Below are 23,396 nucleotides of genomic sequence, written 5' to 3'. Positions count from 1 at the left end.
CTCTTGATCCCGCCCCGCGCCCCGGCGGATAATCCGCGCAAGCCGAACACCATCAGGGAAAGCCGATGACAGGACCGATCTACACCCCTCTCGTGGAGAGCCTGCCTTCTACCGTGCCCTTCGTCGGCCCGGAGACGCAGGAGCGCGAACGCGGGCGCGAATTCACCGCGCGAATCGGCGCCAATGAAAGCGTCTTCGGCCCCTCGCCGAAGGCGATCGAGGCGATGACCCGCGCCGCCGCCGAAATCTGGAAATACGGCGACCCGGAGAACCACGATCTTCGCCACGCTCTCGCCGCGCATCACGGCGTGAAGCCGGAGAACATCACCGTCGGCGAAGGGATCGACGGCATGTTCGGCTATCTCAACCGGATGCTGGTCGAGCCGGGCGTAACCGTCGCAACCTCGCTCGGCGCCTATCCCACCTTCAATTTCCACGTCGCCGGCTATGGCGGCCGGCTGGTGACGGCCCCCTATGTCGATGATCGCGAAGACCCCGAAAGCCTGATCGCGCTGGCGAAGGCGGAGGGCGCGCGCCTGATCTATTTCGCCAATCCCGACAATCCGATGGGCGGGTTCTGGGAGGCGGCGGCCATGAAGCGTATGATCGAGAGCGTTCCCGACGGCGCGCTTCTCTGCCTCGATGAAGCCTATATCGACTTCGCGCCCGAAGGCGCGGCGCTTGAAATCGACCCTGACGACACGCGCGTCATCCGCTTTCGCACCTTCTCCAAGGCGCACGGCATGGCCGGGGCCCGCGTCGCCTACGCCATCGCCGCCGCGCCGCTCGTCACCGCCTTCGACAAGGTCCGCAACCATTTCGGCGTCAACCGCGTGGCGCAGGCGGGCGCGCTCGCCGCGCTGGCGGATCGCGAATGGCTGGCGGAAGTGAAGCGCCGGGTGGCGGAAGCCCGCGCGCGCATCTCCAAGATCGCGGAGGCGAACGGGCTCACCACGCTGCCTTCGGCGACGAATTTCGTCGCCATCGACTGCGGCGGCGACGGCGCCTTCGCAAAGGCCGTGCTCGACGGGCTGATCGCCCGCGACATTTTCGTCCGCATGCCGTTCGTTGCGCCGCAGAACCGCTGCATTCGCGTCAGCGCCGGCCGGCCGGCCGACCTCGATGCGTTCGAAGCCGCGCTTCCCGGCGCGCTGGCGGACGCGCGCGCGGGCTGAGCGGTCAGCCGAGGCGACGCGAGAGGTCGATCAGGTCGTCGGCGGCGAACTCCCAGTCCGATTCCGGTCGGCTCTCGCCCAGCCCCGGCCCCTTCTCATCGGGGCGCGCGACGAAGGCGGTCGCCAGCCCGGCCGCCCGCGCCGCCGCGAGATCTCTGTTGTGGGAGGCGACCATCACCACCTCGTCCGGCGCCAGGCCCAGCGCCGCGGCGCTCGCGCGATAGACCTTCGGGTCGGGCTTGAACCCCTGCGCGATCTCCGCGCCCAGCACCGCGTCCCAGACCAGCCCGCCGAACCGCGCCAGCGCCACCATCAGCGAAATCGAGCCGTTCGAGCATGTCGCGACCGGCATCCTTTCGCGGATCGCGGCCAGCCCGGCGACGCTGTCAGGCCAGGGCGGCAGGTGCTCCCATGCGTGGTTCAGCGCATCGCGCTCGGCGGCGTCGAACAGCCCGTCCAGCCCGCGCGCCTTCAGAACGATGTCGAGATTCTCGCGGTGGAGGTCGTCAAGCCGGGCATAGCCCCGCGCCCCGGTCCGGATGCGCTCCATCGCCGGCTGATACTCGCCCCGCCAGGCATCGGCGAAGGCCGCGGCGTCATGGTCGACGTCCTTCGCACGGAACGCCGCCGCCATCTCCGCCGCGACGCCGCCGCGCCAGTCGACCACCGTTCCGAACACATCGAACACCGCCGCCCTGATCGCCATTTCCCGCTCCCTTTTCCGTTCGTTCGAGGGTCGGCCCGCCCGGCGCGCGGGTCAAGCCCCGGCGGCCTCGTCCCTTCCCCGTCGGGCGATGCGCGACGGTCAGGCTGCGGAGGCCTATCGCCGCCCCGCGCCTTTCGTTATCTGAGGGCGTCGATGCGCCGCCTTTCCGGCGCTCACGCGCTGAACAGCAGGGGTTTCCTATCGATGGCCGAAGAAGACGATATTCCGCAGGAGATGCGCGACCGCGTCGCCGCGTCCGATTTCGACAAGGTGATGAAGTTCGACTGCGGCGACGACGGCGTCGTCGTCATCAACCGGCGCGAGGTGACGCGGCGGGACATGGAGGCGGACTGCACCATCACGCTCTCGAAGAAGAACCTCGAAAAACTACTGAAGGGCGACCTGAACCCGATGACCGCCTTCCTCACCGGCAAGATCAAGGTCGACGGCGATCTCTCGGTGGCGATGCAGTTGCAGACGCTGCTGTAGGGGCGGGCGGCGTATTCAGACCGGATGACTTGCGCCGGAAGCGGTCAAGCCGCGAAGCGCGCTGGATCGAGATCAATTCTTGCGCGCATGCCGGTCGCCTCGAAATGCTTGGTGATCGTGCCGCCGAGAGCGGATTTTGCGACGTCGTGGCACAGTTCCGTCCCGAAGCTTTTGCCATGCGCCGTCTCTGGGTCGATGTCGCAGCGCTCCCGCCAGTCAATGATGAAACGATCACCTCTCCGGCGCGCAGCAACGGAGAGATGGCCGTCGCTTTGGCTGAAAGCGCCGTATTTGATCGCATTCGTGCAGAGTTCGTAGAAGATGAGCGCAAGTGGCGTGATCGAAGCCGGCGCGATGCGGACATCCTCGATGTCGAGGTCGTGGACCTTCTCGCCGACAAAGGGCTCGATGATCGAGGAGACGAGTTCGCGAAATGATGTGCTGCCGCTTGTTTCTCCTGTGGGGTCGGCGACCGCCAGCTTGTGGGCTGACGCGAGCGCCAGCAGGTGTCCCCGCATCAGAATGGCGAGCTCGCCGGCGGTCTCGACCTGACGCGCCGAAACGGTGATGAGGCTCCCCGCCACGGCGAAGCAGTTGCCGACCCGGTGCCGCATTTCGGCGAGAAGCATGCGCTGGCGCTCGGCCGCCTCTTTCTGCAGACTGATGTCGCGAGCAATCTTCGATGCGCCGATTACATCCCCTGACGCGTTCCGGACCGGCGAGACCGTCAGCGAGATCGGGACCACGCACCCGTCCTTGCGGCGCCGCACAGTTTCGAAATGACGGATACGCTCGCCACGACGCAGCCTTGCGATGATGTCCATCTCCTCGTGATGGCGATCGTCGGGGATGAGTATCGTGATCGGCTGACCTATGGCCTCCTCGGCGGTGAACCCGAACATGTGCTCGGCGCTCCTGTTCCAGGTCTGGATGATGCTGTCGAGGTTCTTGGTGATGATCGCATCGTCGGAATTCTCGACGATCGCCGCGAGATATTCCTTGAGGTTTTCCGGCGAATCCATACCCAACAACCTCTCTTGGCCAAAAAAGCCACCTTTTCTCAGCGCAAATGGACGAGAATTCTTGTGACATGCAAGTGGTGACCCGATAATTGGATCGGATTCGACGGTGAATGCGTCGGAAAGCGCGTCGTGTGTCTGCAGCTGACGCCCCCCGTTCAGGGCGGGGCCCGCCCTCCAGCAAGCACCCGCTCAATCCCCCGTCCGCAGGCCGCAAAACAGCATCTGTCGCGCGATATTTCCTTTAAATCCGGTTAACGGAATCCCGATAGCCAATACTAATCAAAGACATGGCTCTCTTATCGCGTGCGATAACGCACCCTCTCACCGCCCACCCATGATCCGGTCCAACACCCGCGTCGGCAGCAGCCGGCGGAGGAGATCGGCGCCGTAGGTCGGCGTCGTCACGAAATAGCGCGCCGCCGGGCGCCGCGCCTCCAGCGCCCGGATCAGCTTTTCGGCCACCGCCTCCGGCGGCAGATCGAAGCGCCCGCCCTCCTTGTCCTTGTAGAGCCGCCGCTCGATCCGGTCCCAGATCTCCGCCGGGTGGGTGGAGGTGGCGCGCGCCGGTTTCAGCCAGCGCTCGAAGGGCGCGCGGGCGTTGCGGCGGAACGGGGTCAGGATCGGGCCGGGCGCGATCAGGATCATCGCGATCCCGCTGCCCTGAAGCTCGCGCCGGAACGTGTCCGTCAGCCCTTCGAGCGCGAATTTCGTCGCGTTGTAAGGCCCCCGGTAAGGCGCCGCGACCATGCCGAGGACAGAGGAGCACATCACGATGCGCCCGCCCCCCGCCTTCCGCATCGCCGGGATCAGCGCCGCGGAAAGTTGCTGCGGACCGAATACATTCGCCTCGAAGATCGCCCGCATCGCGGCGCGCGGCATGTCCTCCATCGGCCCTGGAACCGCCCAGGCGCCGTTGTTGAAAACCGCGTCGAGCCGACCATCCGTCAATTCCAGCGCCCGCGTCGCGCCGGCGGCGACCGACGCCTCGTCCGCGTAATCCACTCGCCAGCTTTCAAAGCCCTCATCGCGAAGCCGCGCCGCGTCCGCCGCCTGCCGGCAGGTCGCGAAAACCCGCCAGCCGCGCGCCCTCAAAGCCCGCGCCGAGGCGAGGCCGATGCCGGAAGAGCATCCGGTGATGAGGATTGTCCGCGCCGTCATGCCGTCCTCTCTGGACCCGGGGGCCGCCCCGCCCCTATACGGCATCTATGGTGGAAGAACGTGAAGATGACAAAATGGCTGGCGAGATCGTATCCGAGCCGATGCGCCGCGCGCTCGGCGACCGCTACCTGCAATACGCGCTCTCGACGATCACCAACCGGGCGCTGCCGGACGCGCGCGACGGGCTGAAACCGGTCCACCGGCGCATCCTCTACGCCATGCGCGGCCTGAAGCTGGAGCCGGGCGCGGCGTTTCGCAAATGCGCCAAGATCGTCGGCGAGGTGATGGGCGGCTATCACCCGCATGGCGACCAGGCGATCTACGACGCCCTCGTGCGGCTGGCGCAGGACTTCTCGCAGCGCTATCCGCTGGTCGAGGGGCAGGGAAATTTCGGCAATATCGACGGCGACAACGCTGCCGCCCAGCGCTATACGGAAGCCCGCCTGATGGCGGCGGCGCAGGCGATGATGGTCGGGCTCTCCGAGGACGCCGTCGATTTTCGCGACAATTACGACGGCTCCGAGCGCGAGCCGGTTGTGCTGCCCTCGGCCTTCCCGAACCTTCTCGCCAATGGCTCGTCCGGCATCGCCGTCGGCATGGCGACCTCGATCCCGCCGCACAACGTGCACGAGATCTGCGACGGGCTTCTGCACCTCATCAAGGCGCCCGGCGCGCGGGTGGAGACACTGGTGGACCTGATCCCCGGCCCGGATTTCCCGACCGGCGGCGTGCTGATCGACCCGCCCGACGTGATCCAGAAGGCGTATGAAACGGGGCGCGGCTCATTCCGTCTCCGCTCAAAATGGGTGGTGGAGGATCTCGGGCGCGGCCAATATCAGATCGTCGTCACCGAGATTCCCTATCAGGTGCAGAAATCCAAGCTCATCGAGCGGATCGCGGAACTTGTGAACGCCCGGAAGATTCCGATCCTCGCCGATGTCCGCGACGAGAGCGCCGAGGATATCCGGCTGGTGCTGGAGCCGCGTTCGCGCAGCGTCGACCCGGCGCAACTGATGGAGAGCCTCTTTCGCCTGACCGATCTCGAGACGCGCTTCAGCCTCAACATGAACGTGCTGATCGACGGCCGCACGCCGGTGGTCTGCGGTCTGCGAGAGGTGCTTCTGGCCTTCCTCAGTCACCGGCAAGAAGTGCTGGTCCGCCGTTCCAAACACCGGCTGGAGCAGATCGCGAAGCGGCTGGAGGTTCTCGACGGCTACATCGTCGCCTTCCTCAATCTCGACAGGGTGATCGAGATCATCCGTTACGAGGACGAGCCGAAACGCATCCTGATGGCCGAATTCGAGCTTTCGGACGCGCAGGCCGAGGCCATCCTCAACATGCGGCTGCGCAACCTGCGCAAGCTGGAGGAGATGGAGCTCCGCCGCGAACGCGACGGGCTGATCGAGGAGCAGGCCGGGCTGAAGGCGCTGATCGGCGACGATGTGCTCCAGTGGGCGCGGGTGGCGGAAGAAATCCGCGAAATCCGCGCCACGTTCGGCCGCTCCGCCCCCGGCGGCGCGCGACGCACGGAGATCGCCGACGCCCCCGATGTCGAGGAAGTGAGCCTGGAGGCGATGATCGAGCGCGAACCGGTGACGGTGGTCTGCTCGGAAAAGGGCTGGATCCGAGCGCTGAAGGGCCATCTGCCCCTCGACAGCGAACTGAAATTCAAGGACGGAGATTCCGGGCGGTTCATCCTGCACGCGGAGACGACCGACCGACTGCTGCTCGCCGCCTCGGGCGGGCGGGTCTTCACCCTCGATGTTCACAAGCTCCCCGGCGGGCGCGGCATGGGCGAGCCGGTGCGCCTGATGATCGACATGGCGAATGACGAGGCGATGGTCGCGCTGCTCCTCCATCGCCCCGGCGGAAAGATCCTGTTCGCTTCCTCGGCCGGCGACGGGTTCGTCGCGGCCGAGGACGATCTGATCGCCCAGACCCGAAGCGGCAAGCAGGCGCTGAACCTGAAGGACGGCGCGAAGATGCGCGTCTGCCGCCGGATCGTGGGCGATCATGTCGCGGTCGCGGGAGAAAACCGGAAAGTGTTGATCTTTCCCGTGACGGAGCTACCGGAAATGACACGCGGCAAGGGCGTGCGGCTTCAGAAATACAAGGATGGCGGGCTGGCGGACGCGACGACGTTCAATCTGGCGGACGGGCTCGCCTGGCTCGATCCGGCCGGGCGGACCCGCACGGAGACGCAGCTCGACGACTGGCTTTCGAAGCGCGCGAGCGCGGGACGGATGGCGCCGCGCGGCTTTCCGCGCGACAACCGCTTCACCTGACGCCCGCCAGCTCTTCCGCATCCGCCGCTGAAACGCGGCCATCGACGAGGCCCGCTTCGACGCCGGAATGCCCTCACCTTGGTCAATAGCGCGATCCCTGGGCCACGGGGCCACGGCATCCGGGTCTCAGGCGAATTCCAGGGCCACGGCGCCGTAGAGCACCACCGTCGCCGCCAGCACGAAGACGTGCCAGATCGCGTTCTGGAACGGCAGCCGCTCCCAGAGGTGAAAGAACACGCCGGTTGAATAGAGTCCGCCCGCGATCAGGATAAGACTCATCGTTTCCGCATCAATGCTGGCCGCGACATCGCCTGCGACGACCACCGCCGCCCATCCCATCATCAGGTAGAGCACGATGGAGAGCGCCTCGAACCGCCGCGGATAGATCATCTTGAGAAAGATCCCGACGCAGGCAGCCAGCCAGACCCCCGTGAGTAGAAGGTTCCCCACCAGCCCACCGACCGACAGCGCGGCGAAGGGCGTATAGGCCCCGGCGATCTTCAGATAGATCGTCGAATGATCGAGCCGGCGCAGCCAGTCCTTCGCTCCTTCCAGCGGGATGAGGTTGTAGGTGGCGGAAAGCAAGAACATCGCGATCAGGGTCGCAACGTAGATCGACACGGCGATCAGCGACCCGGAGTCGCCCCGCGCCGCGACATAGCCGATCAGGATCGGGCCGCCGATCAGCCCGAATCCGACGCCGAGGCCATGCACGACGGCGTCCGCCGCGATCTCTTTCCTGGTCTGGGGCCGCATTTTCATCACCCTATTATGGGGAAGGGGCGACGCGAGGAAAAGGCGCGCGCCTGCGGCCAGGCGCCCGGCCTGTGAAGAATGGCGCATCCGGGGAGTCCGCGGCAGCGCCTTTCGCACTTGGCGCCGGCGCGTGGGCGCCGCAGAATCGGCCTCGTCGCATAACGCCTGAGGACAACATGGAAGAAACGCCTGCGCCCCCCGCATTCGCCGACATGGTTGAGGCGCACGAACGGATCCGACCGCATATCCACCGCACGCCGATCCTGACCTCCGCCTATCTGAACCGGCTGACCGGCGCAGAGATTTTCTTCAAGTGCGAGAATTTCCAGAAAGGCGGGGCGTTCAAGGCGCGCGGCGCGTGCAACGCCGTATTCGGCCTTTCCGACGCCGCGGCGGCCAATGGCGTCATCACGCATTCCAGCGGCAATCACGCCGGCGCTCTCGCCTACGCCGCCGAGCGGCGCGGCGTTCCGGCGACCGTCGTCATGCCGCGAAACGCGCCGGAGCCGAAAAAGGCCGCGGTGCGCGACTACGGCGCGCGAATCGTGGAATGCGAGCCTAACGCGACGACGCGCGAGGCGGTCTGCGCCGAGGTACAGCGCGAAACGGGGGCCGAATTCGTCCATCCCTATAATGACGCCCGAGTGATCGCCGGGCAGGCCACCTGCGCGCGCGAGTTGATCGAACAGGCCGAAGGGCTCGAGATCGTCACCGCGCCGATCGGCGGCGGCGGCCTGGTCTCCGGAACCTGCCTCACGCTCTCGGCCCTCGCGCCGGAGGTCGAGATCATCGCCGCGGAACCGAAGAACGCCGATGACGCCGCCCGTTCGCTCCGCGCCGGACAGATCATCGCGGACGATGCGCCCCGGACCATCGCGGATGGGTTGAAGACGCCGCTGAAACCGCTGACCTGGGGCTTTGTGAAGGCCCATGTCTCCGATATCCTGACCGCGACGGAGGACGAGATTGTCGCGGCGATGAGGCTGATCTGGATGCGCATGAAGATTCTGATCGAACCGAGCAGCGCCGTTCCGCTTGCGGCGATCATCGCCAACCCGGACCGTTTCAGCGGCAAACGGGTCGGCGTCATCCTCACCGGAGGCAATGTCGATCTCGACCGCCTTCCGTGGTTGACGACGGGAGTGGACGCATGAGCGCGCCGGAAGTCGGCTACGACATTCCCGCGACGGTGGGAATGGCCGAAACGGAGATCGAGACGCCCGCCCTGATCGTCGACCTCGACGCGTTCGAGCGCAATATCGTGAAGATGCGCGATTTCTGCGCCGCGGCGGGCGTGCGCCTTCGCGCGCATGGCAAGATGCACAAATCCGCCGATGTCGCGAAACACCAGATCTCGTTCGGCGGGTCCACCGGGATCTGTTGCCAGAAAACCGCCGAGGCGCACGCTTTCGCCCGCGCCGGCGTCGACGACATCCTGATCACCAACCAGGTGCGCGGCGCGGCGAAGATCGCCCGACTGGCCGAGATCGCGAAAATCGCCCGTCTCATCGTCTGCTGCGACGACATCGCCAATGTGGCGGAGCTTTCCGCCGCGGCGACGGCGGCGAGCGTCGCCATCGAGGTGCTGGTCGAGATCGACTGCGGCGCAGGGCGGTGCGGCGTGACGGAGCCTTCCGCCGTCGTCGCGATCGCGAAAGCCATCGAAGCCGCGCCAGGGCTGAAGTTCTCGGGGATCCAGGCCTACCAGGGCGCCATGCAGCACATGGAGCGCCATGAGGACCGGAAGGCGAAATTCCGGATCGCGGTCGCCATGGTGACGGACGCCATCGCCGCGCTGAAAGCCGAAGGGATCGCCTGCGAGACCGTAAGCGGCGGAGGCACCGGCTCCTACGCGCTCGAGGCGGGCTCCGGCGTCTATACCGAACTGCAATGCGGCTCCTACGCCTTCATGGATGCGGATTACGGCCGCGTCCTCGACAGCAAGGGGGCGCGGCTCGACAGGGGAGAATGGGAGAACTCGCTCTTCATCCTCACATCGGTGATGAGCCATGTAAAATCCGATCAGGCGGTCTGCGACGCCGGGCTGAAGGCGCAGTCCGTCGATAGCGGGTTGCCGGTGATCTACGGGCGCGACGATGTCGAATATGTCGAATGCTCGGACGAGCATGGCGTGATCGCCGATCCCAAGGGCGCGCTGAAGATCAACGACCGGTTGCGACTGGTTCCCGGACACTGTGATCCGACCTGCAATCTCCACGACTGGTATGTCGGCGTGCGGAACGGCCGGGTGGAGGCGCTCTGGCCGGTCACGGCGCGCGGGCTTTCCTATTGAGCGGCGCAGCCGTCCCTTTCGCCGCCATGCGAATCCGCGCTGGATCCGCCAACCGTCGGCAGAGGCTCGAAGAGGGGGCCGAAATGACCGAACATCGGCGCGGGGTCTGAGGCGTGGCCGGTCCGCTCGACGGGTTGAACGTAGTGGAGATGGAGGGGCTGGGCCCCTGCCCACTTGCCGGGCAGTTCCTCGCTGATCTCGGCGCCGACGTGATCGTGATCGTCAGGAAGGCCGGCCCGCCCGACCCGACGGATATCGTCAATCGTGGCAAGCGCTCCGTCGCGCTCGACCTGAAATCCGCGAAAGGGCTGGAGGCGGCGCGGCTGCTGATCGCGCGCGCCGATATCCTGATCGAGGGCTTCCGACCCGGCGTGATGGAGCGGCTCGGACTCGGCCCGGACCCGATGTCGGCGCTCAACTCCCGCCTGATCTACGGGCGAATGACCGGCTGGGGCCAGGAAGGGCCGCTTTCGCCGACCGCGGGGCACGATATCAACTATCTCGGCCTGACCGGCGTTCTCCACGCCATCGGCCGACGCGACGCGCCGCCGCCGCCGCCGTTGAACATAGGCGCGGACTACGCAGGCGGAACGATGTTCCTTCTACTCGGCGTCCTCTCCGCGCTCTGGGAGCGTTCGCGCTCCGGCGTCGGCCAGGTCGTTGACGCCGCGATGGTGGACGGCGCCGCGGCGCTGATGTCGCTCTTTCACTCCTTCCTCGCAAAAGGAGCCTGGAAGAACGAACGGGAGGCCAACCTGCTCGACGGCGGCGCGCCCTTCTACCGGACTTACGAGACCGCGGACGGCAAGTTTCTTTCCGTCGGCGCGCTCGAGCCGCAATTTCACGCCGAGCTGGTGCGGATCGCGGAACTGCCCGATGGGGACGCCGCGAACCAGATGAACGCCGCCGCATGGCCCGAGCGGCACAGACGCTACGAGGCGATCTTCCGCACCCGCACGCGCGACGAATGGGCGGCGCTTTTCGAAGGATCGGACGCCTGCGTCGCGCCCGTGCTCGACTGGGAGGAAGCGCCGGAGCATCCGCACATGAAGGCGCGGGGCGCACTCGAATCTGTCGGCGGCGTCGTGCAGGCGGCCCCGGCGCCGCGATTCGGGCGCACGCCCGCGCCTGCGCCCGCGCCGCCCCCGGCGCCGGGGGCCGACACGAGCGCGGTGCTGCGGGAGATTGGGCTGGAGCCGGACTGACCCCGCCCGATCGCCTCCCATTCAATGGCGGCCGGCGACGCCCTCCTCCGGGACCGGCAGCGCCTCGACATCTTCCGCGTCGAGCAGGCCGCCGAGCCGCTCCAGCGCGGCGATCAGCATCGATTGCTCCCAGTCCGCCATGGCTTCGAAACGGCGCACGAACGCGTCACGCTGCGGGTCCGGCGCGGTTTTCAGAAGCGCGCGCCCCGCCATCGTCGCCACGATGAGGATCAGGCGCCGGTCCTGCTGGCCGCGCTGGCGGGTCACGTAGCCGCGCGCCTCCAGCTTGTCGACCAGGGATGTGATCGTCGCCTGCGAGACGCCAGTGCGGCGGGCGACTTCTTTCGGCGTCGTGCTCTCGGTCTCGGCGACGACCTGGAGGACGAGGAGTTGCGCCGCCGTCAGCCCGGTGCGTCGCGCAAGAGCGCGGGCGTTCATGCCCGTCGCATGCAGGATCTGACGCAGCGCGATCAGGGCGGTGTCGGCGCGTCTCGTCATCTCGATCCCCCCCCGATGCTTCCTCCAACCCTATTGGAGCGGGTTCCGGCTGTTGGCAAGAATTTCATTCGACCCTCGAACAAAGATGTCCCGTTACCTTTTCGCTTAATGAAGTAATTTAATTATGAAGGTTTCAAGACTTTCTCCGAAAGCTATTAATAGCATATTGTTTTTAATAGAAAAAATGGAGAGGCTATGGCCTCGCCGCTAGGGTTGTAATCTCATCCTGATACGATATATGTTTAGGTGATCGAAAAATAAAGTGAGACCGAGCGTCCAATGAGTGAAGAGTTCAGAATGATCATCGAAACGCCGAAAGGCGCCGTGCGGCTGCGCAAGCCCAAGGTCGAGGACGGCTCGAACGTCTGGGACCTGATCGGTCGCTGCAAGCCGCTCGATGAGAACTCGATGTATTTCAACCTGGTCCAATGCGATCATTTCGCCGAAACCTGCATCCTCGCGGAGCAGGACGGTGAACTCATCGGCTGGATCTCCGGCCACATCCCCCCGGAAAAACCGGATACGCTGTTTGTCTGGCAGGTCGCGGTCGACGGTCGCGCCCGCGGCATGGGTCTCGCGCACAAGATGCTGGACGCGTTGATCCAGCGCCCGGTCTGCGACGCGGTGGTCCGGATCGAAACCACCATCACCAAGGAAAATGACGCGTCCTGGGCGCTGTTCCGGAAATTCGCCCGCGAGTCGGACGCCGAGATCAGCGACGAGCCGCATTTCGAACGCGGCGCGCATTTCGACGGCGCTCACGACACCGAGCACTTGGTGAGCATCGAGCTTGAAGCCGAGGCCGAGCGCAGCGCGGCCTGAGCCGCGCCCGATTCCAGGTCTGGCCCCAAAACCCCAAGAGGCATGACATGACTATCGAGACAAGACCCGGCTTCGCCGGGCTCTATGCGCGTCGGGAATCCGAAGCGCGCAGCTATTGCCGCAGTTTCCCCGTGGAGTTCGTTTCTGCGCGCAACGCGGTCATGACGGATTCCGAGGGGCGCGACTATGTCGACTTCCTCGCCGGTTGCTCGACGCTGAACTACGGCCACAACGACCCGGACATGAAGCGGGCGCTGATCGACCATATCGCCGGCGACCAAGTGGCGCACGGCCTCGACATGCACACGAGCGCCAAATCGGCGTTCCTGGAAACCTTTGAGCGCCTCATCCTGAAGCCGCGCGAAATGGATCACAAGGTGATGTTCACCGGCCCGACCGGCGCCAACGCGGTCGAGGCGGCGATGAAACTCGCCCGCAAGGTCACCGGCCGCCAGAACATTGTCGCCTTCACCAACGGCTTTCACGGCATGACCATGGGCGCGCTTTCAGGAACAGGCGCCGCCGGCAAGAGGGCTGGCGCCGGCGCGCCGCTCACCGGCGTCACCCATATGCCCTACGAGGGCGCGTTCGGTAAGGACGCCGACACGCTGGCGCAGATGGAGATGATGTTCGACAATCCCTCCAGCGGCGTCGACGCTCCGGCCGCCTTCATCGTCGAGACGGTGCAAGGCGAAGGTGGGCTCAACGCCGCCTCTCCCGAATGGCTGAGCGGCGTCGCCGCGCTGGCCGAACGGCTCGGCGCGCTCTTCATCGTCGACGACATTCAGGCCGGGATCGGCCGCGCCGGCGGGTTCTTCTCCTTCGAGGGGATGGGCTTCACGCCCGATCTCGTCACGATGGCGAAATCGCTGTCGGGGATGGGGCTGCCGTTCGCCGCACTGCTGATCCGGCCGGAGCACGATATCTGGAAGCCGGCCGAGCATAACGGCACCTTCCGCGGCAACAATCACGCCTTCGTCACCGCCCGCGTCGCGCTGGAGAAATTCTGGTCAGACGATGCGTTCGAGGCGGAAACTCGACTGAAGGGCGCTTATCTCGCCGATCGTCTGGAGGCGATCGCGGCCGTGGTTCCGGGCGCGCGGACCAAGGGCCGCGGCATGATGCGCGGCGTCGATATGGGCTCGGGTGAACTCGCGGCGCGGATCTGCGCGGCGTGCTTCGAGAACGGCCTGATCATCGAGACCTCCGGCGCGCATGACGAAGTGGTTAAGGTGCTGGCCCCGCTGACCATCCCGCGCGAGGAACTGGCGCGCGGGCTCGACATCCTTGAGGCCGCGGCGCACAGGCTTTCGACCACCAACAGCATCGCCGCGGAGTAAAGCCATGATTGTAAGAGATTTTCACGAAGCCAAGCAGACCGATCGCAAGGTCGCTGATCAGCGCTGGAACTCGGTGCGCCTGCTGCTCGCCGAGGATGGCATGGGTTTCAGCTTTCACATCACCACGATCGAGGCGGGAAGCGCTCACACATTCCACTACAAGAACCATTTCGAGAGCGTCTACTGCATCTCGGGCGAAGGCTCGATCGAGGATCTCGCCACCGGCGAGACGCATGCGATCCGGCCCGGCGTGGTCTATGCGCTCAACCTGCATGACAAGCACACGCTGACAGCGAAGAGCGAACTGGTGCTCGCCTGCTGCTTCAATCCGCCGGTCACGGGCGCGGAGGTCCACCGCGAGGACGGCTCCTATGCGTCCGCGGATGAATGACAACGATATATCTTGAGAGGGCGCGCGACCGGAAGGCGGCGTGCGAGGACATGAGCAATCATACCGTTGAGAAGATCGGCGGCTCGTCGATGAGCCGCGCCGGCGATCTCGTTGAAACGATATTCGTCGGCGAACGCGAGAGCGACGCCATCTATGGCAGGATCTTCGTGGTCTCGGCTTTCGGCGGGATCACCGACCTTCTTCTGGAGCACAAGAAATCCGGCCAGTCCGGGGTCTACGCGCTCTTCGCCGAAGCCGGCACCAATGATGGCGGGCATGAGGGCTGGTCCGACGCGCTGTCGCGGGTCGGCGCGAAGATGATCGGGATTCATGGCGAACTGCTGGATGACATCGGCGACCGCCAGCGCGCCGACGCCTTCGTGCGCGACCGGATCGAGGGCGCGCGCGCCTGCATGATCGACCTGCAGCGGCTCTGCTCCTACGGGCATTTCCGGATTGAACCGCAGCTCCAGACGCTGCGCGAGCTGCTTTCCGGGCTGGGCGAAGCGCATTCGGCCTTCGTCGCTTCGCTGCTTCTGAACCGGCGCGGCGTGAACGCGCGTTTCGTCGATCTCACCGGCTGGCGCGACGACCGGCAGCCGGCGCTGGAGGAGCGTCTGGGCGAAGCGATGGAAGGGATCGACCTCTCGCGCGATCTGCCCATCGTCACCGGTTACGCGCAATGCCGCGAGGGGCTGATGCGCGAATACGACCGCGGCTACACCGAGGTGGTCTTCGCCCGGCTCGCCGCCCTGACCGGCGCCCGCGAGGCGATCATCCACAAGGAGTTCCACCTCTCCAGCGCCGATCCGAAGATCGTCGGTCTCGACGCGGTGCGAAAGATCGGCCGCACCTCCTATGACGTCGCCGACCAGCTTTCCAATCTCGGGATGGAGGCGATCCATCCGAACGCGGCGAAGATCCTGCGCCAGGCCGACGTGCCGCTTCGCGTGCGCCATGCATTCGAGCCGGACGATCCCGGCACGTTCATCGGCCCGGACGCCGGCGAAAAGGGCCGGGTCGAGATGGTCACAGGGCTGGGCGTCTACGCTTTCGAGCTTTTCGAGCCGGACATGGTCGGCGCGAAGGGGTACGATTCCGCGATTCTGGAGGCGCTGGCGCGGCACAAGGTCTGGATCGTCTCCAAGACCTCGAACGCCAACTGCATTACGCATTGGCTCAGCGGGTCGCTGAAGGCGATCAAGCGGGTCGAACGGGACCTTGCGGCGCGCTTTCCCAACGCGGAGATCACGACACGCAATGTCGCGCTGGTGTCGGTGATCGGCAGCGATCTATCCGAACTCGGGATCATGCGCCGTTCGCTCGACGCGCTGTGGAGCGAGGGAATCGCGCCGATGGCGATGCAGCAGGGTACGCGCCGCGTCGATGTGCAGTTCATGGTCGCCAAGGACCAGATGGAGGAGACAATCAGGACGCTCCACCACACGCTGATCGGCGAGCCCCAGGACCACGCCGCCCCGCGAGAGACCGAAGCGGCGGCGGCGTAAGGACGCCTCGACGGCGACGGGCGGGCGCGGAAAGCGAGGCTTTCCGCGCCCGCCTTGCATTCACGAAGGAAAACCTTCCACCCCGATGGCGTATGAGGGATACTGCGCGGACGACGTGCCGTTTCGAAACCAGCCAAAAGGTGTTGTCGAGATGAAGCCGTACCAGTGCGCCCTCACCATTTTCGTCGCCATGACCCTCGCCGCCGTCGCGACGGCCGCGGAGCGACTCGATTACGCCGGGGCCTATCAGGCCGAACCGGGCGAGGCCGGGTTCAGCGTGACCGGGGCTGAGCCCGCCGCCGGTTTCGTCCGCGGCTGTCCGGGTTTCGCGCCCGCGGAGCCGGCGGTTCTGATCGCGGTGTCCGACCCGAGCGCGCCGGCGATCGTCTATGGCGTGGCCGAGGGCGCGGCCGGGCTGCTCGTCGCCGGTCCCGATGGCGTCTTTGGCTGCGCCGTGGCCGATCAGCTCGGCATCGCGCGCCTCCCGATGGCGCGCGCCCTGGAGGGCGAGATTCAGGTCTGGCCGCTCGCAGCGGAAGCGGGCGCCGCGCTCGACGGCGTGGTCCTGATCGCGGAAGCGGAGCTTTCGCTACGCGAGATCGCCGGCCGCGCCGGTCTGACCGTCGACCCGTCGATCCTGCCGCCCCTGTTGAGCGAAGCGCCCCTCGACCCCGCGGCCGAACCGGCGTCCGGCCGGATCGCGCTGCCGGCCGAGGGTGAAGCCGCGCAACCGATGACGCTGGCGGGGAAAGTTCCGGCGGACGAAGCCGGGCAGAACTGCGTCGGCTTGATCGACCAGACCCGCCCCGACGTGGTGCTGACGCTGGAGGCGCCGGAGCCCGTGCTGGCCATTCGCGCGACGGCGGATGTCGACACCACGTTACTGGTCATCGGTCCGGATGGCGTCGTCTCCTGCAATGACGACGCCGTAAACTACGACCCCGCGCTGGTTTATGGCGACGCGCCCGCCGGCGATTACGCGATCTGGCTCGGGGTGTACCCCGGCGGCGAAGGCGCGCCGGCGACGCTCTTCGTCGGACGCTCCGCTCCCGAAGACGGCGGACGAGACGACACGATGAGCGCCGCCGCGCTTGACCCTGCCGCCGAGCCGGCTTTCGGACGGCTTGAGCTGCCGGAAAGCGGCGAGGCGGAACTGGACGTGGCGATCATCGGCGAAACATTCGCATCGGAGTTCGACGATAGCTGCTCAGGCCTGATCGAGCCTTCGCGTCCCGATGCGACGCTCAGCCTTGCGGCGGTCGAGCCGGTTCTCTGGATTTTCGCGCGCTCCGCCCTCGCCGATACGACGCTGCTCGTCAGCGCGCCGGACGGCTCGATCACCTGCAACGACGATTTCGACGGAACCAACGCCGGAATCGGGCTCTCGGACGCGCAGCCCGGAGATTACGCGATCTGGGTCGGCGCATTTGGCGGCGGCGGCGGCGCACCCGGCGCGCTCGCGGTTTCGCGCGAGGGGCCGGAGATCGGCGCGACGGTCGATGGCGGCGAGTTGCGGCTCAACCCCTTCGCCGGGGTTGAAATGAGCACCGCCGGCCAGGCGCTCGATTTGATGCTCGGCGATATGGGTCTCGCCGAAGTTCTGAGATTTGAGACGCGCGAGGATGTCGACCCCGACGGCTTCACACTGACCGGCGTGATGATCCACGATCCGACGGGCGAGCGACCGCCGGTCGGAATCGACGCGATCCGCGTCACACATCTCGACCTCGTCGGGCTTGAGGCCAACGGCGCGCCGGAGCGTTTTTCAGTCACGCTCGACGGGATCGACTACGCCGCGCTGTCGCGCGAGGCGGCCGCGGCGGGCGCCGCGCCGCTGCCCAAGATCGAAAACCCGCCGCCGCTCTCGGTCTCCGTAAGCCTGCTGCCGCCCACCGACGGCGCCGGCGTCGACAACGAGCGGCGCGAACTGAAGATCGGCCTGGGATTCGAGAACCAGATCGCGTTCGGCCTCACCGCGCTGATGCTCTGGCCGGAAGGCGTGGGCGCCATGGGCGCTGCCGGCGCGGCGGTGCTGGTCGAGCCGGAGATGCTGGCGATGGAGATCAACGACATGGGGTATCTCCGCGCGGCGCTCGAAGGATTCGCCGCCGAAACGGACCAGCCCCCGGAGGAGATGATCCAGGCGGGGTTGACTGAACTGGCGGCCGCGCTGGCCCCGCTCACGCCGGGCAGCCCCCGCGCGCGGCTCCATGATGCGATCGCCGCCCGGCTCGGCGATCTCGGTCGCCCCGGAGTCATCAAGGTGCGCCTCCAGGCCGACCATCCGCTCGATATGGAGACGGCGGCGGCGGCGCTGATGGCGGACGCGCCCGACCCCTCGCTCATGGAAATCGAGATCACCTACGAGCCTTCGGAGTGAACAGCGCGACGTAACCCGTTCCATCACGGCCCGTGGATCCACGGGCCGATGCGCTTCCAGGCGCTTCGCTCGCGCGCTTCAAGGACGCCCGGCCCGGGCCATCTCCGCCTCCGGCGGCGCGCGATGCGTCATGAGGCGCGAAAAGGCCGCCGTCAGCGGGAAAAAGACAATAAAAATGGCGAATCCCTATCGTATAGATTGAACGAAGGGCGCTTCGGCAATCGACACGCCGTGCAGACCGAAGGTGATATTGATGGCCGGCGAGATTTCAATAGTGCCGCCCGCGGATATCTCGCCCGTGCGACTGAAGGCGATCATGGACGCCGCCGGCCCCGCAACCGTGGTCGAAAGCGCGGCGGACGCCAGACCGGAGCAGACGGTCGGCTGGCTCGCCGGGGCGCTGGACCGGGCCGTCGCCGATCTGCACATCCTGCCGGCGGCGCTGCGGTCCGGCGTCGCGCCGCTGCGGGCGGAGACCGGCTCCACGGTGATATCTCTGGCGCTGACGGCGATCGCGATCCTCGCCGCGGCGTATGCGGCCGAACACATCCTGCGCCAGATCACGCCGCGTGTCGGCGCGCCGGCGAGCCCCGCATTCTCGAGCCGGCTGATGGCGGCGTTGGTCGGCTGGTGGGCCGCGTCGTATCCATCGGGGCGTTCGTCCTCATCGCCGTCGCCCTCTCGCGCATATTCCTGCCGGAAGGCGGCGCCCGCGATCTCTTCACCGGCGTCCTGGCGATCGTCCTCGTTCAACGGGCGATGTACACATTCGCGGACCTGATCTTCGCATCGTATGACCCGCCGCGACGGCTGGCGGCGATCGACAACGCGGCGGCGAGGAAGATCGGAGCCACGTTCATTCTCCTCTTCTACTTAATCGGCGCGCTCAGGGGCGTGCTGAGCATTGTAGAGACGCTCATCGTGAGCGGGCCGGAGGACGACCTGCTCAATATCGGCATGATGCTGGTCTGGTGGCTCACCTACACTCTGGCGTTCTTCCATGTCAGGGACGAATTCACATCGCTGATCTCCAGAACGTGGAGCCACCTGAAGCTCTTCGGACGCCCCATCGCGGACCTCGCCCATTTCTGGCCGTTTCTCGCTTCGGCGCTGGCGCTGACATCCGCGGTCGCGGGCATCGGGTTGATCCTCGGCCTGGAGCGCGACGCCGGCTTCTCCGGTTCTCTCCTGATCTTCTTTCTGACGCCGTTCGTCGTCGGGGGAATCGGCGCGCTGAAGAAGGAAAAACTGGCGGGCGCCGCGCCCGAGCGCCGCCCGGCGCTGGAGGGATGGTTCGCGCTGGCCGAGGGCGGCGCGATCATCATCGCCGCCGCGCTCCTGCTCAAAGCTGGAACATCAACCCGTTCGATTCTTCCGGCGCGACCGGGATCGCAGGCCTCGCGCCGGCGCTGGTGTCGGCGGCCTGCGTCGTAATCATCGGTATTTCCGCCTAGCGCGTGGTGAAATCCTTCATCGCGGCCTATCAACCCGCCGAAGCCGACGGAGACGGTGACGAAGACGGCGAGGGGCTGGGCAAGGAAGGCCCCCGCCTCGGCACGGCGCTGCCGGTGCTGCGCGGATTCCTGCTGGTGCTGATCTTCTCCATCACCGTGATGATCGCACTCTCTTCGCTCGGGGTGAATATCGGCCCGATGATCGCCGGGGCCGGCATATTCGGACTCGCCATCGGCTTCGGCTCGCAAAAGTTCGTCGCCGACATGATCAGCGGGTTCTTCTACCTCCACGAGGACGCGTTTCGCGTCGGCGAATATGTCGAGACCGATGAGGGCAAGGGCGTGGTTGAGCAGATCTAGATCCGTCCGACCCGGCTTCGCCATCATCGCGGTCCGGTCTTCACGGTGCCGTTCTCCTCGATGGGCACAGTCCAGAACCATTCGCGCGACTGGGTGAAGATCAAGTTCACATTCCACGTTCCCGTCGAGACCGATGTCGAGAAGGTCCGCAAACTGGTGAAGAGGGTCGGGGTCGAATTGCTGGAGGATCCGGAACTCGAAGGCAAGTTCATCGAACCGATGAAAAGCCAGGGCGCGGTCGCGATCAAGGGCCAGAGCTTCGAGATCGGCGTGAAATACATGTGCAAGCCCGGCCAACAGTTCACGATCAGACGCAAGGCCTACGCCGCGCTGCAACAGGCGTTCCGCAATAACGGGATCGAACTGCACCGCCCCTCCATCACGCTCGATTCGGGCGATCCGCTCGGCGTCGCGCCGGGTTGAGGCGTTCGGCCCAAACACCGGAGGCGGCGGCTGGACGATACGCGCCGCGCCGTTGACCGACCCTCGGCCCCGCCCAGCACGGAGGCGCATGGACCCGAACGCGCCAGGGGGTTGGACTGTCGATAGCTGCGCCGATCAGGCCGCGCGCCCCGGCCCGCGCCGCACCCGTCGCCGACACGTGCGGCTGGAGCGCGCAGGGGCTGCGCTGACCGCGACATTGCCCGCATTTGCGGCATCCTCGTCACGTCAAAGCCGGATTGGCCGGATCGAAACCGCCATTTCACCCTCCAGCCGCGGCTGGAAGAATTTCCAGGGCGAGGGATTCGGAGCGGAGTCCCGCCGCGAGCATCGACTCCTCCATCAGGCACTGGCGATCCGGCGCCGTCGCGAAGGCTCCGTTCGGTATCGAACCGGACCCACGCGATGCGGACGACAGTTACATGGCGTCCCGCGCATTCAGGTTCAGGACGGTCTGTCGCGGCGCGCTCTTGCGGGTTTCGGATACCGCGGCGGCGGGCTATCGTGGCCCGGAAATCCGGCGCCGGTCGGAGCCAACAGTCTGGAAAGGTTGCGTCATGAAATCACGTGCGGCGGTTGCGATGGCGTCCGGGGCGCCCCTGGAAATCGCGGATGTCGATCTCGAGGGGCCGCGCGAAGGCGAGGTGCTGGTCGAGATCAAGGCGACGGGGCTCTGCCATACGGACGAGTTCACGCGCTCGGGCGCCGACCCGGAGGGGATCTTTCCGGCGATCCTCGGACATGAGGGCGCCGGCGTGGTCGTCGAAGTCGGGCCGGGCGTTAAATCGCTGAAAAAGGGCGACCACGTCATCCCGCTCTACACGCCCGAATGCCGCGAATGCGAATATTGCCTCAATCCGAAGACCAATCTCTGCCAGGCTGTCCGCGAGACGCAGGGAAAGGGCCTGATGCCGGACGGGAGCAGCCGGTTCAGCCTCGATGGGAAGCCGGTCTTCCACTACATGGGCACCTCTACCTTCTCCAATTACACGGTGATGCCGGAGATCGCGGCGGCGAAGATTCGCGAAGACGCGCCCTTCGACAAGGTCTGCTATATCGGCTGCGGAGTCACGACCGGGATCGGCGCGGTGATCAACACCGCGAAGGTGGAGATCGGCTCGCGCTGCGTGGTCTTCGGGCTCGGCGGGATCGGCCTGAACGTGATCCAGGGGCTTCGCCTCGCCGGAGCGGACATGATCGTCGGGGTGGATCTGAACCCCGGCCGGGAGGAAATGGCGAGGCGCTTCGGAATGACGCATTTCGTCAACCCGACAGAGGTCGGGGGCGATCTCGTCCCCTATCTCGTCAACCTCACCAAGGGCGGCGCGGACTACACCTTCGACGCAACCGGCAATGTGAAGGTGATGCGCGACGCGCTCGAATGCGCGCACAAGGGCTGGGGGGTGAGCGTGATCATCGGCGTCGCGCCGGCGGGGGCGGAGATTTCGACCCGACCCTTCCAGCTGGTGACCGGACGCACCTGGAAAGGCACCGCCTTCGGCGGCGCGCGGGGGCGCACCGACGTGCCGAAGATCGTCGACTGGTACATGGACGGGAAGATCGAAATCGACCCGATGATCACGCACACGATGCCGCTCGAAGACATCAACAAGGGGTTTGACCTGATGCATAAGGGCGAAAGCATCAGAGGCGTCGTGCTGTATTGACCGGGCGGGGAGAACGGGCGGTGGAACAGGTTTCGGAATCGCGGTCCTTCGGCGGCCGGCTCACGGTGCATCGCCACAGGTCCGGCAAGACGAACTGCGAGATGACCTTCGCGGTCTATCTGCCGCCCGCGGCGAAGAAAGGGCCGGTTCCCTGCCTCTGGTTCCTCTCCGGGCTGACCTGCACCCACGAGAACGCGATGACCAAGGCCGGGGCGCAGGCCCATGCCGCGCGCCACGGATTGGCGCTGGTCTTTCCCGACACCTCGCCGCGCGGCGAAGGCGTGGCGAATGACGAGGCCTACGACCTCGGTCAGGGCGCGGGGTTCTATCTGGACGCGAGCGAGGCGCCCTGGTCGCAGCATTTCGCCATGGCGTCCTACCTGACGGACGAGTTGGCGGACGTTCTGACCGGAAATTTCCCGATCGACAGCGCCCGCATGGGCGTCACCGGCCATTCGATGGGCGGTCATGGCGCGCTGGTGCTGGCGATGAAGAATCCCGATCTCTTCCGCTCGCTCTCCGCCTTCGCGCCGATCGCCCATCCGACGAAATCCGATTGGGGGCGCAAGCAGTTCGCCGCCTATCTGGGGACGGATGAAAGCGCCTGGGCCGCGCATGACGCCACACTCCTCCTGCGCGAACGCGGCTGGGCGCGGGACGTCCTGATCGACCAGGGGCTGAACGACGAATTCCTCGACCTGCTTCGGCCCGACGCGTTCGCCGCCGCGCTGGTCGAGACACGCACGGCGCATGTCTTTCGCGCCCAGGAGGGCTACGACCACTCCTATAATTTCATCGCCAGTTTCATGGAGGATCACGTCCGCTGGCACGCCGACCGGCTCTGAGCGGCGGCGCTCGTTGCGCCGCGCATCCGGTCTTGATCGCTGTGGATGGCGGCGGAACTTGGACCGGAGCATCGACCGGCCCGGGGCGGCATGGGCGGCGCCGCTGAAGCGGCCCCGCCGCAGGCGTTCAGCTACATGCTGAAGCGCCGCATCCCGCAACAGGGCGGATTCGACGGCTCATCGCGAAGACGCCCCCTCGGTCATTCATGCGCCTTGAGATAGGCGATGACATTCTGTCGATCCTCTTCCTTCCGAAGCCCCGCGAAGGACATTTTCGTCTTTGGGACAAGATCCCGCGGCTTGGTCAGATACTTGTCGAGCGTCGCCTCGTCCCAGACCGCGCCGCTATCCCTGAACGCCTCCATCGCGGAGGAATACTTGTAACCCTCATGCGAGGCGGGATTCGCGCCGACCACGCCGTTCAGGATCGGGCCGACCCGGTTCTTGGCGTCAGGCCCGACCATGTGGCAGGCCTTGCACTTCCGAAATACTTTCTCGCCCTTCTCCGGGTTTCCGTCGGCGAGCGCGCCGCCCGCAGCCAGAACAAGCGCCATCGTCAGCGCCGCGCATTGTCTCATCATGTTCACCTGGTCTCTCCCGA

General features: G+C 66.3%; 22 protein-coding genes. 16 read left to right on the top strand and 6 right to left on the bottom strand.

Annotated features, from left to right (window positions below; translation table 11 throughout):
• Positions 1 to 65 precede the first annotated feature (65 nt).
• Complete coding sequence (locus tag G5B40_RS18790; protein WP_165101979.1) at positions 66 to 1,175, top strand: pyridoxal phosphate-dependent aminotransferase; 1,110 nt, start codon at positions 66 to 68, stop codon at positions 1,173 to 1,175.
• Between the two features lie 4 nt (positions 1,176 to 1,179).
• On the opposite strand, the gene G5B40_RS18785 is transcribed toward G5B40_RS18790, so the two are convergent.
• Complete coding sequence (locus tag G5B40_RS18785; RefSeq protein ID WP_165101976.1) at positions 1,180 to 1,881, bottom strand: haloacid dehalogenase type II; 702 nt, start codon at positions 1,879 to 1,881, stop codon at positions 1,180 to 1,182.
• Between the two features lie 204 nt (positions 1,882 to 2,085).
• Between G5B40_RS18785 and G5B40_RS18780 the strand changes: the two genes are divergently transcribed.
• Positions 2,086 to 2,370, top strand: coding sequence for an SCP2 sterol-binding domain-containing protein (locus G5B40_RS18780; RefSeq protein WP_165101973.1), 285 nt, complete (start codon positions 2,086 to 2,088; stop codon positions 2,368 to 2,370).
• Between the two features lie 44 nt (positions 2,371 to 2,414).
• On the opposite strand, the gene G5B40_RS18775 is transcribed toward G5B40_RS18780, so the two are convergent.
• Positions 2,415 to 3,392 (bottom strand): sensor histidine kinase, encoded by a 978-nt coding sequence (locus G5B40_RS18775; protein ID WP_165101970.1) that lies wholly within the window; start codon positions 3,390 to 3,392, stop codon positions 2,415 to 2,417.
• 321 nt (positions 3,393 to 3,713) lie between these two features.
• Entirely contained in the window at positions 3,714 to 4,550 is an 837-nt protein-coding gene (locus G5B40_RS18770) for an SDR family NAD(P)-dependent oxidoreductase (RefSeq protein ID WP_165101967.1), read from the bottom strand.
• A gap of 47 nt (positions 4,551 to 4,597) precedes the next feature.
• Here G5B40_RS18770 and parC point away from each other — a divergent pair, with 47 nt between their 5' ends.
• The gene (gene parC, locus G5B40_RS18765) at positions 4,598 to 6,835 is read left to right on the top strand and encodes a DNA topoisomerase IV subunit A (RefSeq protein ID WP_165101964.1); all 2,238 of its coding nucleotides are present in this window, start codon (positions 4,598 to 4,600) and stop codon (positions 6,833 to 6,835) included.
• A gap of 126 nt (positions 6,836 to 6,961) precedes the next feature.
• Here parC and trhA read toward each other — a convergent pair whose 3' ends face one another.
• Positions 6,962 to 7,591 carry a PAQR family membrane homeostasis protein TrhA gene (trhA, locus tag G5B40_RS18760; protein ID WP_165101961.1) on the bottom strand — a complete coding sequence of 210 codons (630 nt, stop codon included), beginning with the start codon at positions 7,589 to 7,591 and terminating at the stop codon, positions 6,962 to 6,964.
• 176 nt (positions 7,592 to 7,767) lie between these two features.
• Here trhA and bhcB point away from each other — a divergent pair, with 176 nt between their 5' ends.
• The 3 genes from bhcB (at position 7,768) to G5B40_RS18745 (ending at position 11,089) form a co-directional block, all read left to right on the top strand.
• Positions 7,768 to 8,745 carry a beta-hydroxyaspartate dehydratase BhcB gene (gene bhcB / locus G5B40_RS18755; RefSeq protein ID WP_165101958.1) on the top strand — a complete coding sequence of 326 codons (978 nt, stop codon included), beginning with the start codon at positions 7,768 to 7,770 and terminating at the stop codon, positions 8,743 to 8,745.
• On the top strand, positions 8,742 to 9,884 hold the full coding sequence (locus tag G5B40_RS18750) for a DSD1 family PLP-dependent enzyme (protein ID WP_165101955.1): 1,143 nt from the start codon (positions 8,742 to 8,744) through the stop codon (positions 9,882 to 9,884). Before bhcB ends, G5B40_RS18750 begins: the two co-directional genes overlap by 4 nt.
• A gap of 113 nt (positions 9,885 to 9,997) precedes the next feature.
• A complete protein-coding gene (locus G5B40_RS18745; protein WP_165101952.1) occupies positions 9,998 to 11,089 on the top strand; it encodes a CaiB/BaiF CoA transferase family protein in 1,092 nt (363 codons plus the stop codon).
• 21 nt (positions 11,090 to 11,110) lie between these two features.
• Here G5B40_RS18745 and G5B40_RS18740 read toward each other — a convergent pair whose 3' ends face one another.
• A complete protein-coding gene (locus tag G5B40_RS18740) occupies positions 11,111 to 11,587 on the bottom strand; it encodes a MarR family winged helix-turn-helix transcriptional regulator (RefSeq protein WP_165101949.1) in 477 nt (158 codons plus the stop codon).
• 297 nt (positions 11,588 to 11,884) lie between these two features.
• Between G5B40_RS18740 and ectA the strand changes: the two genes are divergently transcribed.
• The 10 genes from ectA (at position 11,885) to fghA (ending at position 22,795) form a co-directional block, all read left to right on the top strand.
• Positions 11,885 to 12,409, top strand: coding sequence for a diaminobutyrate acetyltransferase (gene ectA, locus G5B40_RS18735; RefSeq protein ID WP_246209634.1), 525 nt, complete (start codon positions 11,885 to 11,887; stop codon positions 12,407 to 12,409).
• Positions 12,410 to 12,456: 47 nt separating this feature from the next.
• Positions 12,457 to 13,749 (top strand): diaminobutyrate--2-oxoglutarate transaminase, encoded by a 1,293-nt coding sequence (ectB, locus tag G5B40_RS18730; RefSeq protein WP_165101943.1) that lies wholly within the window; start codon positions 12,457 to 12,459, stop codon positions 13,747 to 13,749.
• A 4-nt stretch (positions 13,750 to 13,753) separates the two neighbouring features.
• Complete coding sequence (locus tag G5B40_RS18725) at positions 13,754 to 14,140, top strand: ectoine synthase (protein ID WP_165101940.1); 387 nt, start codon at positions 13,754 to 13,756, stop codon at positions 14,138 to 14,140.
• Between the two features lie 50 nt (positions 14,141 to 14,190).
• A complete protein-coding gene (locus tag G5B40_RS18720) occupies positions 14,191 to 15,648 on the top strand; it encodes an aspartate kinase (protein ID WP_165101937.1) in 1,458 nt (485 codons plus the stop codon).
• Positions 15,649 to 15,799: 151 nt separating this feature from the next.
• Positions 15,800 to 18,028, top strand: coding sequence for a hypothetical protein (locus G5B40_RS18715; protein ID WP_211907363.1), 2,229 nt, complete (start codon positions 15,800 to 15,802; stop codon positions 18,026 to 18,028).
• A 630-nt stretch (positions 18,029 to 18,658) separates the two neighbouring features.
• Complete coding sequence (locus G5B40_RS18710; protein WP_165101931.1) at positions 18,659 to 19,462, top strand: hypothetical protein; 804 nt, start codon at positions 18,659 to 18,661, stop codon at positions 19,460 to 19,462.
• 26 nt (positions 19,463 to 19,488) lie between these two features.
• Positions 19,489 to 19,842: a mechanosensitive ion channel family protein gene (locus tag G5B40_RS21485; protein WP_165101929.1), complete on the top strand. Its 354-nt coding sequence runs from the start codon at positions 19,489 to 19,491 to the stop codon at positions 19,840 to 19,842.
• Between the two features lie 60 nt (positions 19,843 to 19,902).
• The gene (locus G5B40_RS21480) at positions 19,903 to 20,265 is read left to right on the top strand and encodes a hypothetical protein (RefSeq protein ID WP_343040373.1); all 363 of its coding nucleotides are present in this window, start codon (positions 19,903 to 19,905) and stop codon (positions 20,263 to 20,265) included.
• A gap of 575 nt (positions 20,266 to 20,840) precedes the next feature.
• Positions 20,841 to 21,950 (top strand): S-(hydroxymethyl)glutathione dehydrogenase/class III alcohol dehydrogenase, encoded by a 1,110-nt coding sequence (locus G5B40_RS18695; protein ID WP_165101922.1) that lies wholly within the window; start codon positions 20,841 to 20,843, stop codon positions 21,948 to 21,950.
• A complete protein-coding gene (gene fghA / locus G5B40_RS18690) occupies positions 21,947 to 22,795 on the top strand; it encodes an S-formylglutathione hydrolase (protein ID WP_246209631.1) in 849 nt (282 codons plus the stop codon). The genes G5B40_RS18695 and fghA overlap by 4 nt, the downstream gene beginning before the upstream one ends.
• Positions 22,796 to 22,995: 200 nt before the next feature.
• Here the strand turns inward: fghA and G5B40_RS18685 are convergent, their stop codons facing one another.
• Entirely contained in the window at positions 22,996 to 23,376 is a 381-nt protein-coding gene (locus G5B40_RS18685) for a c-type cytochrome (protein ID WP_211907481.1), read from the bottom strand.
• Positions 23,377 to 23,396 lie beyond the last annotated feature (20 nt).

This window comes from Pikeienuella piscinae (genome assembly GCF_011044155.1).
Classification (GTDB): domain Bacteria; phylum Pseudomonadota; class Alphaproteobacteria; order Rhodobacterales; family Rhodobacteraceae; genus Pikeienuella; species Pikeienuella piscinae.
The sequence above is the reverse complement of the archived record's forward strand: the minus strand, read 5'-3'. Positions and strand labels throughout refer to the sequence as shown.

What these genes read in the sequence shown, in the direction of transcription:
- G5B40_RS18780 (WP_165101973.1), top strand. Translation starts at nt 2,086, where the DNA reads ATGGCCGAAGAAGACGATATTCCGCAGGAGATGCGCGACCGCGTCGCC.
- parC (WP_165101964.1), top strand. Translation starts at nt 4,598, where the DNA reads ATGGTGGAAGAACGTGAAGATGACAAAATGGCTGGCGAGATCGTATCC.
- G5B40_RS18770 (WP_165101967.1), bottom strand. Translation starts at nt 4,550, where the DNA reads ATGACGGCGCGGACAATCCTCATCACCGGATGCTCTTCCGGCATCGGC.
- G5B40_RS18790 (WP_165101979.1), top strand. Translation starts at nt 66, where the DNA reads ATGACAGGACCGATCTACACCCCTCTCGTGGAGAGCCTGCCTTCTACC.
- G5B40_RS18785 (WP_165101976.1), bottom strand. Translation starts at nt 1,881, where the DNA reads ATGGCGATCAGGGCGGCGGTGTTCGATGTGTTCGGAACGGTGGTCGAC.
- G5B40_RS21480 (WP_343040373.1), top strand. Translation starts at nt 19,903, where the DNA reads ATGGGCACAGTCCAGAACCATTCGCGCGACTGGGTGAAGATCAAGTTC.
- G5B40_RS18775 (WP_165101970.1), bottom strand. Translation starts at nt 3,392, where the DNA reads ATGGATTCGCCGGAAAACCTCAAGGAATATCTCGCGGCGATCGTCGAG.
- G5B40_RS18725 (WP_165101940.1), top strand. Translation starts at nt 13,754, where the DNA reads ATGATTGTAAGAGATTTTCACGAAGCCAAGCAGACCGATCGCAAGGTC.
- G5B40_RS18740 (WP_165101949.1), bottom strand. Translation starts at nt 11,587, where the DNA reads ATGACGAGACGCGCCGACACCGCCCTGATCGCGCTGCGTCAGATCCTG.
- G5B40_RS18750 (WP_165101955.1), top strand. Translation starts at nt 8,742, where the DNA reads ATGAGCGCGCCGGAAGTCGGCTACGACATTCCCGCGACGGTGGGAATG.
- bhcB (WP_165101958.1), top strand. Translation starts at nt 7,768, where the DNA reads ATGGAAGAAACGCCTGCGCCCCCCGCATTCGCCGACATGGTTGAGGCG.
- ectA (WP_246209634.1), top strand. Translation starts at nt 11,885, where the DNA reads ATGATCATCGAAACGCCGAAAGGCGCCGTGCGGCTGCGCAAGCCCAAG.
- trhA (WP_165101961.1), bottom strand. Translation starts at nt 7,591, where the DNA reads ATGCGGCCCCAGACCAGGAAAGAGATCGCGGCGGACGCCGTCGTGCAT.
- G5B40_RS18685 (WP_211907481.1), bottom strand. Translation starts at nt 23,376, where the DNA reads ATGATGAGACAATGCGCGGCGCTGACGATGGCGCTTGTTCTGGCTGCG.
- G5B40_RS18715 (WP_211907363.1), top strand. Translation starts at nt 15,800, where the DNA reads ATGAAGCCGTACCAGTGCGCCCTCACCATTTTCGTCGCCATGACCCTC.
- ectB (WP_165101943.1), top strand. Translation starts at nt 12,457, where the DNA reads ATGACTATCGAGACAAGACCCGGCTTCGCCGGGCTCTATGCGCGTCGG.
- G5B40_RS18720 (WP_165101937.1), top strand. Translation starts at nt 14,191, where the DNA reads ATGAGCAATCATACCGTTGAGAAGATCGGCGGCTCGTCGATGAGCCGC.
- G5B40_RS18695 (WP_165101922.1), top strand. Translation starts at nt 20,841, where the DNA reads ATGAAATCACGTGCGGCGGTTGCGATGGCGTCCGGGGCGCCCCTGGAA.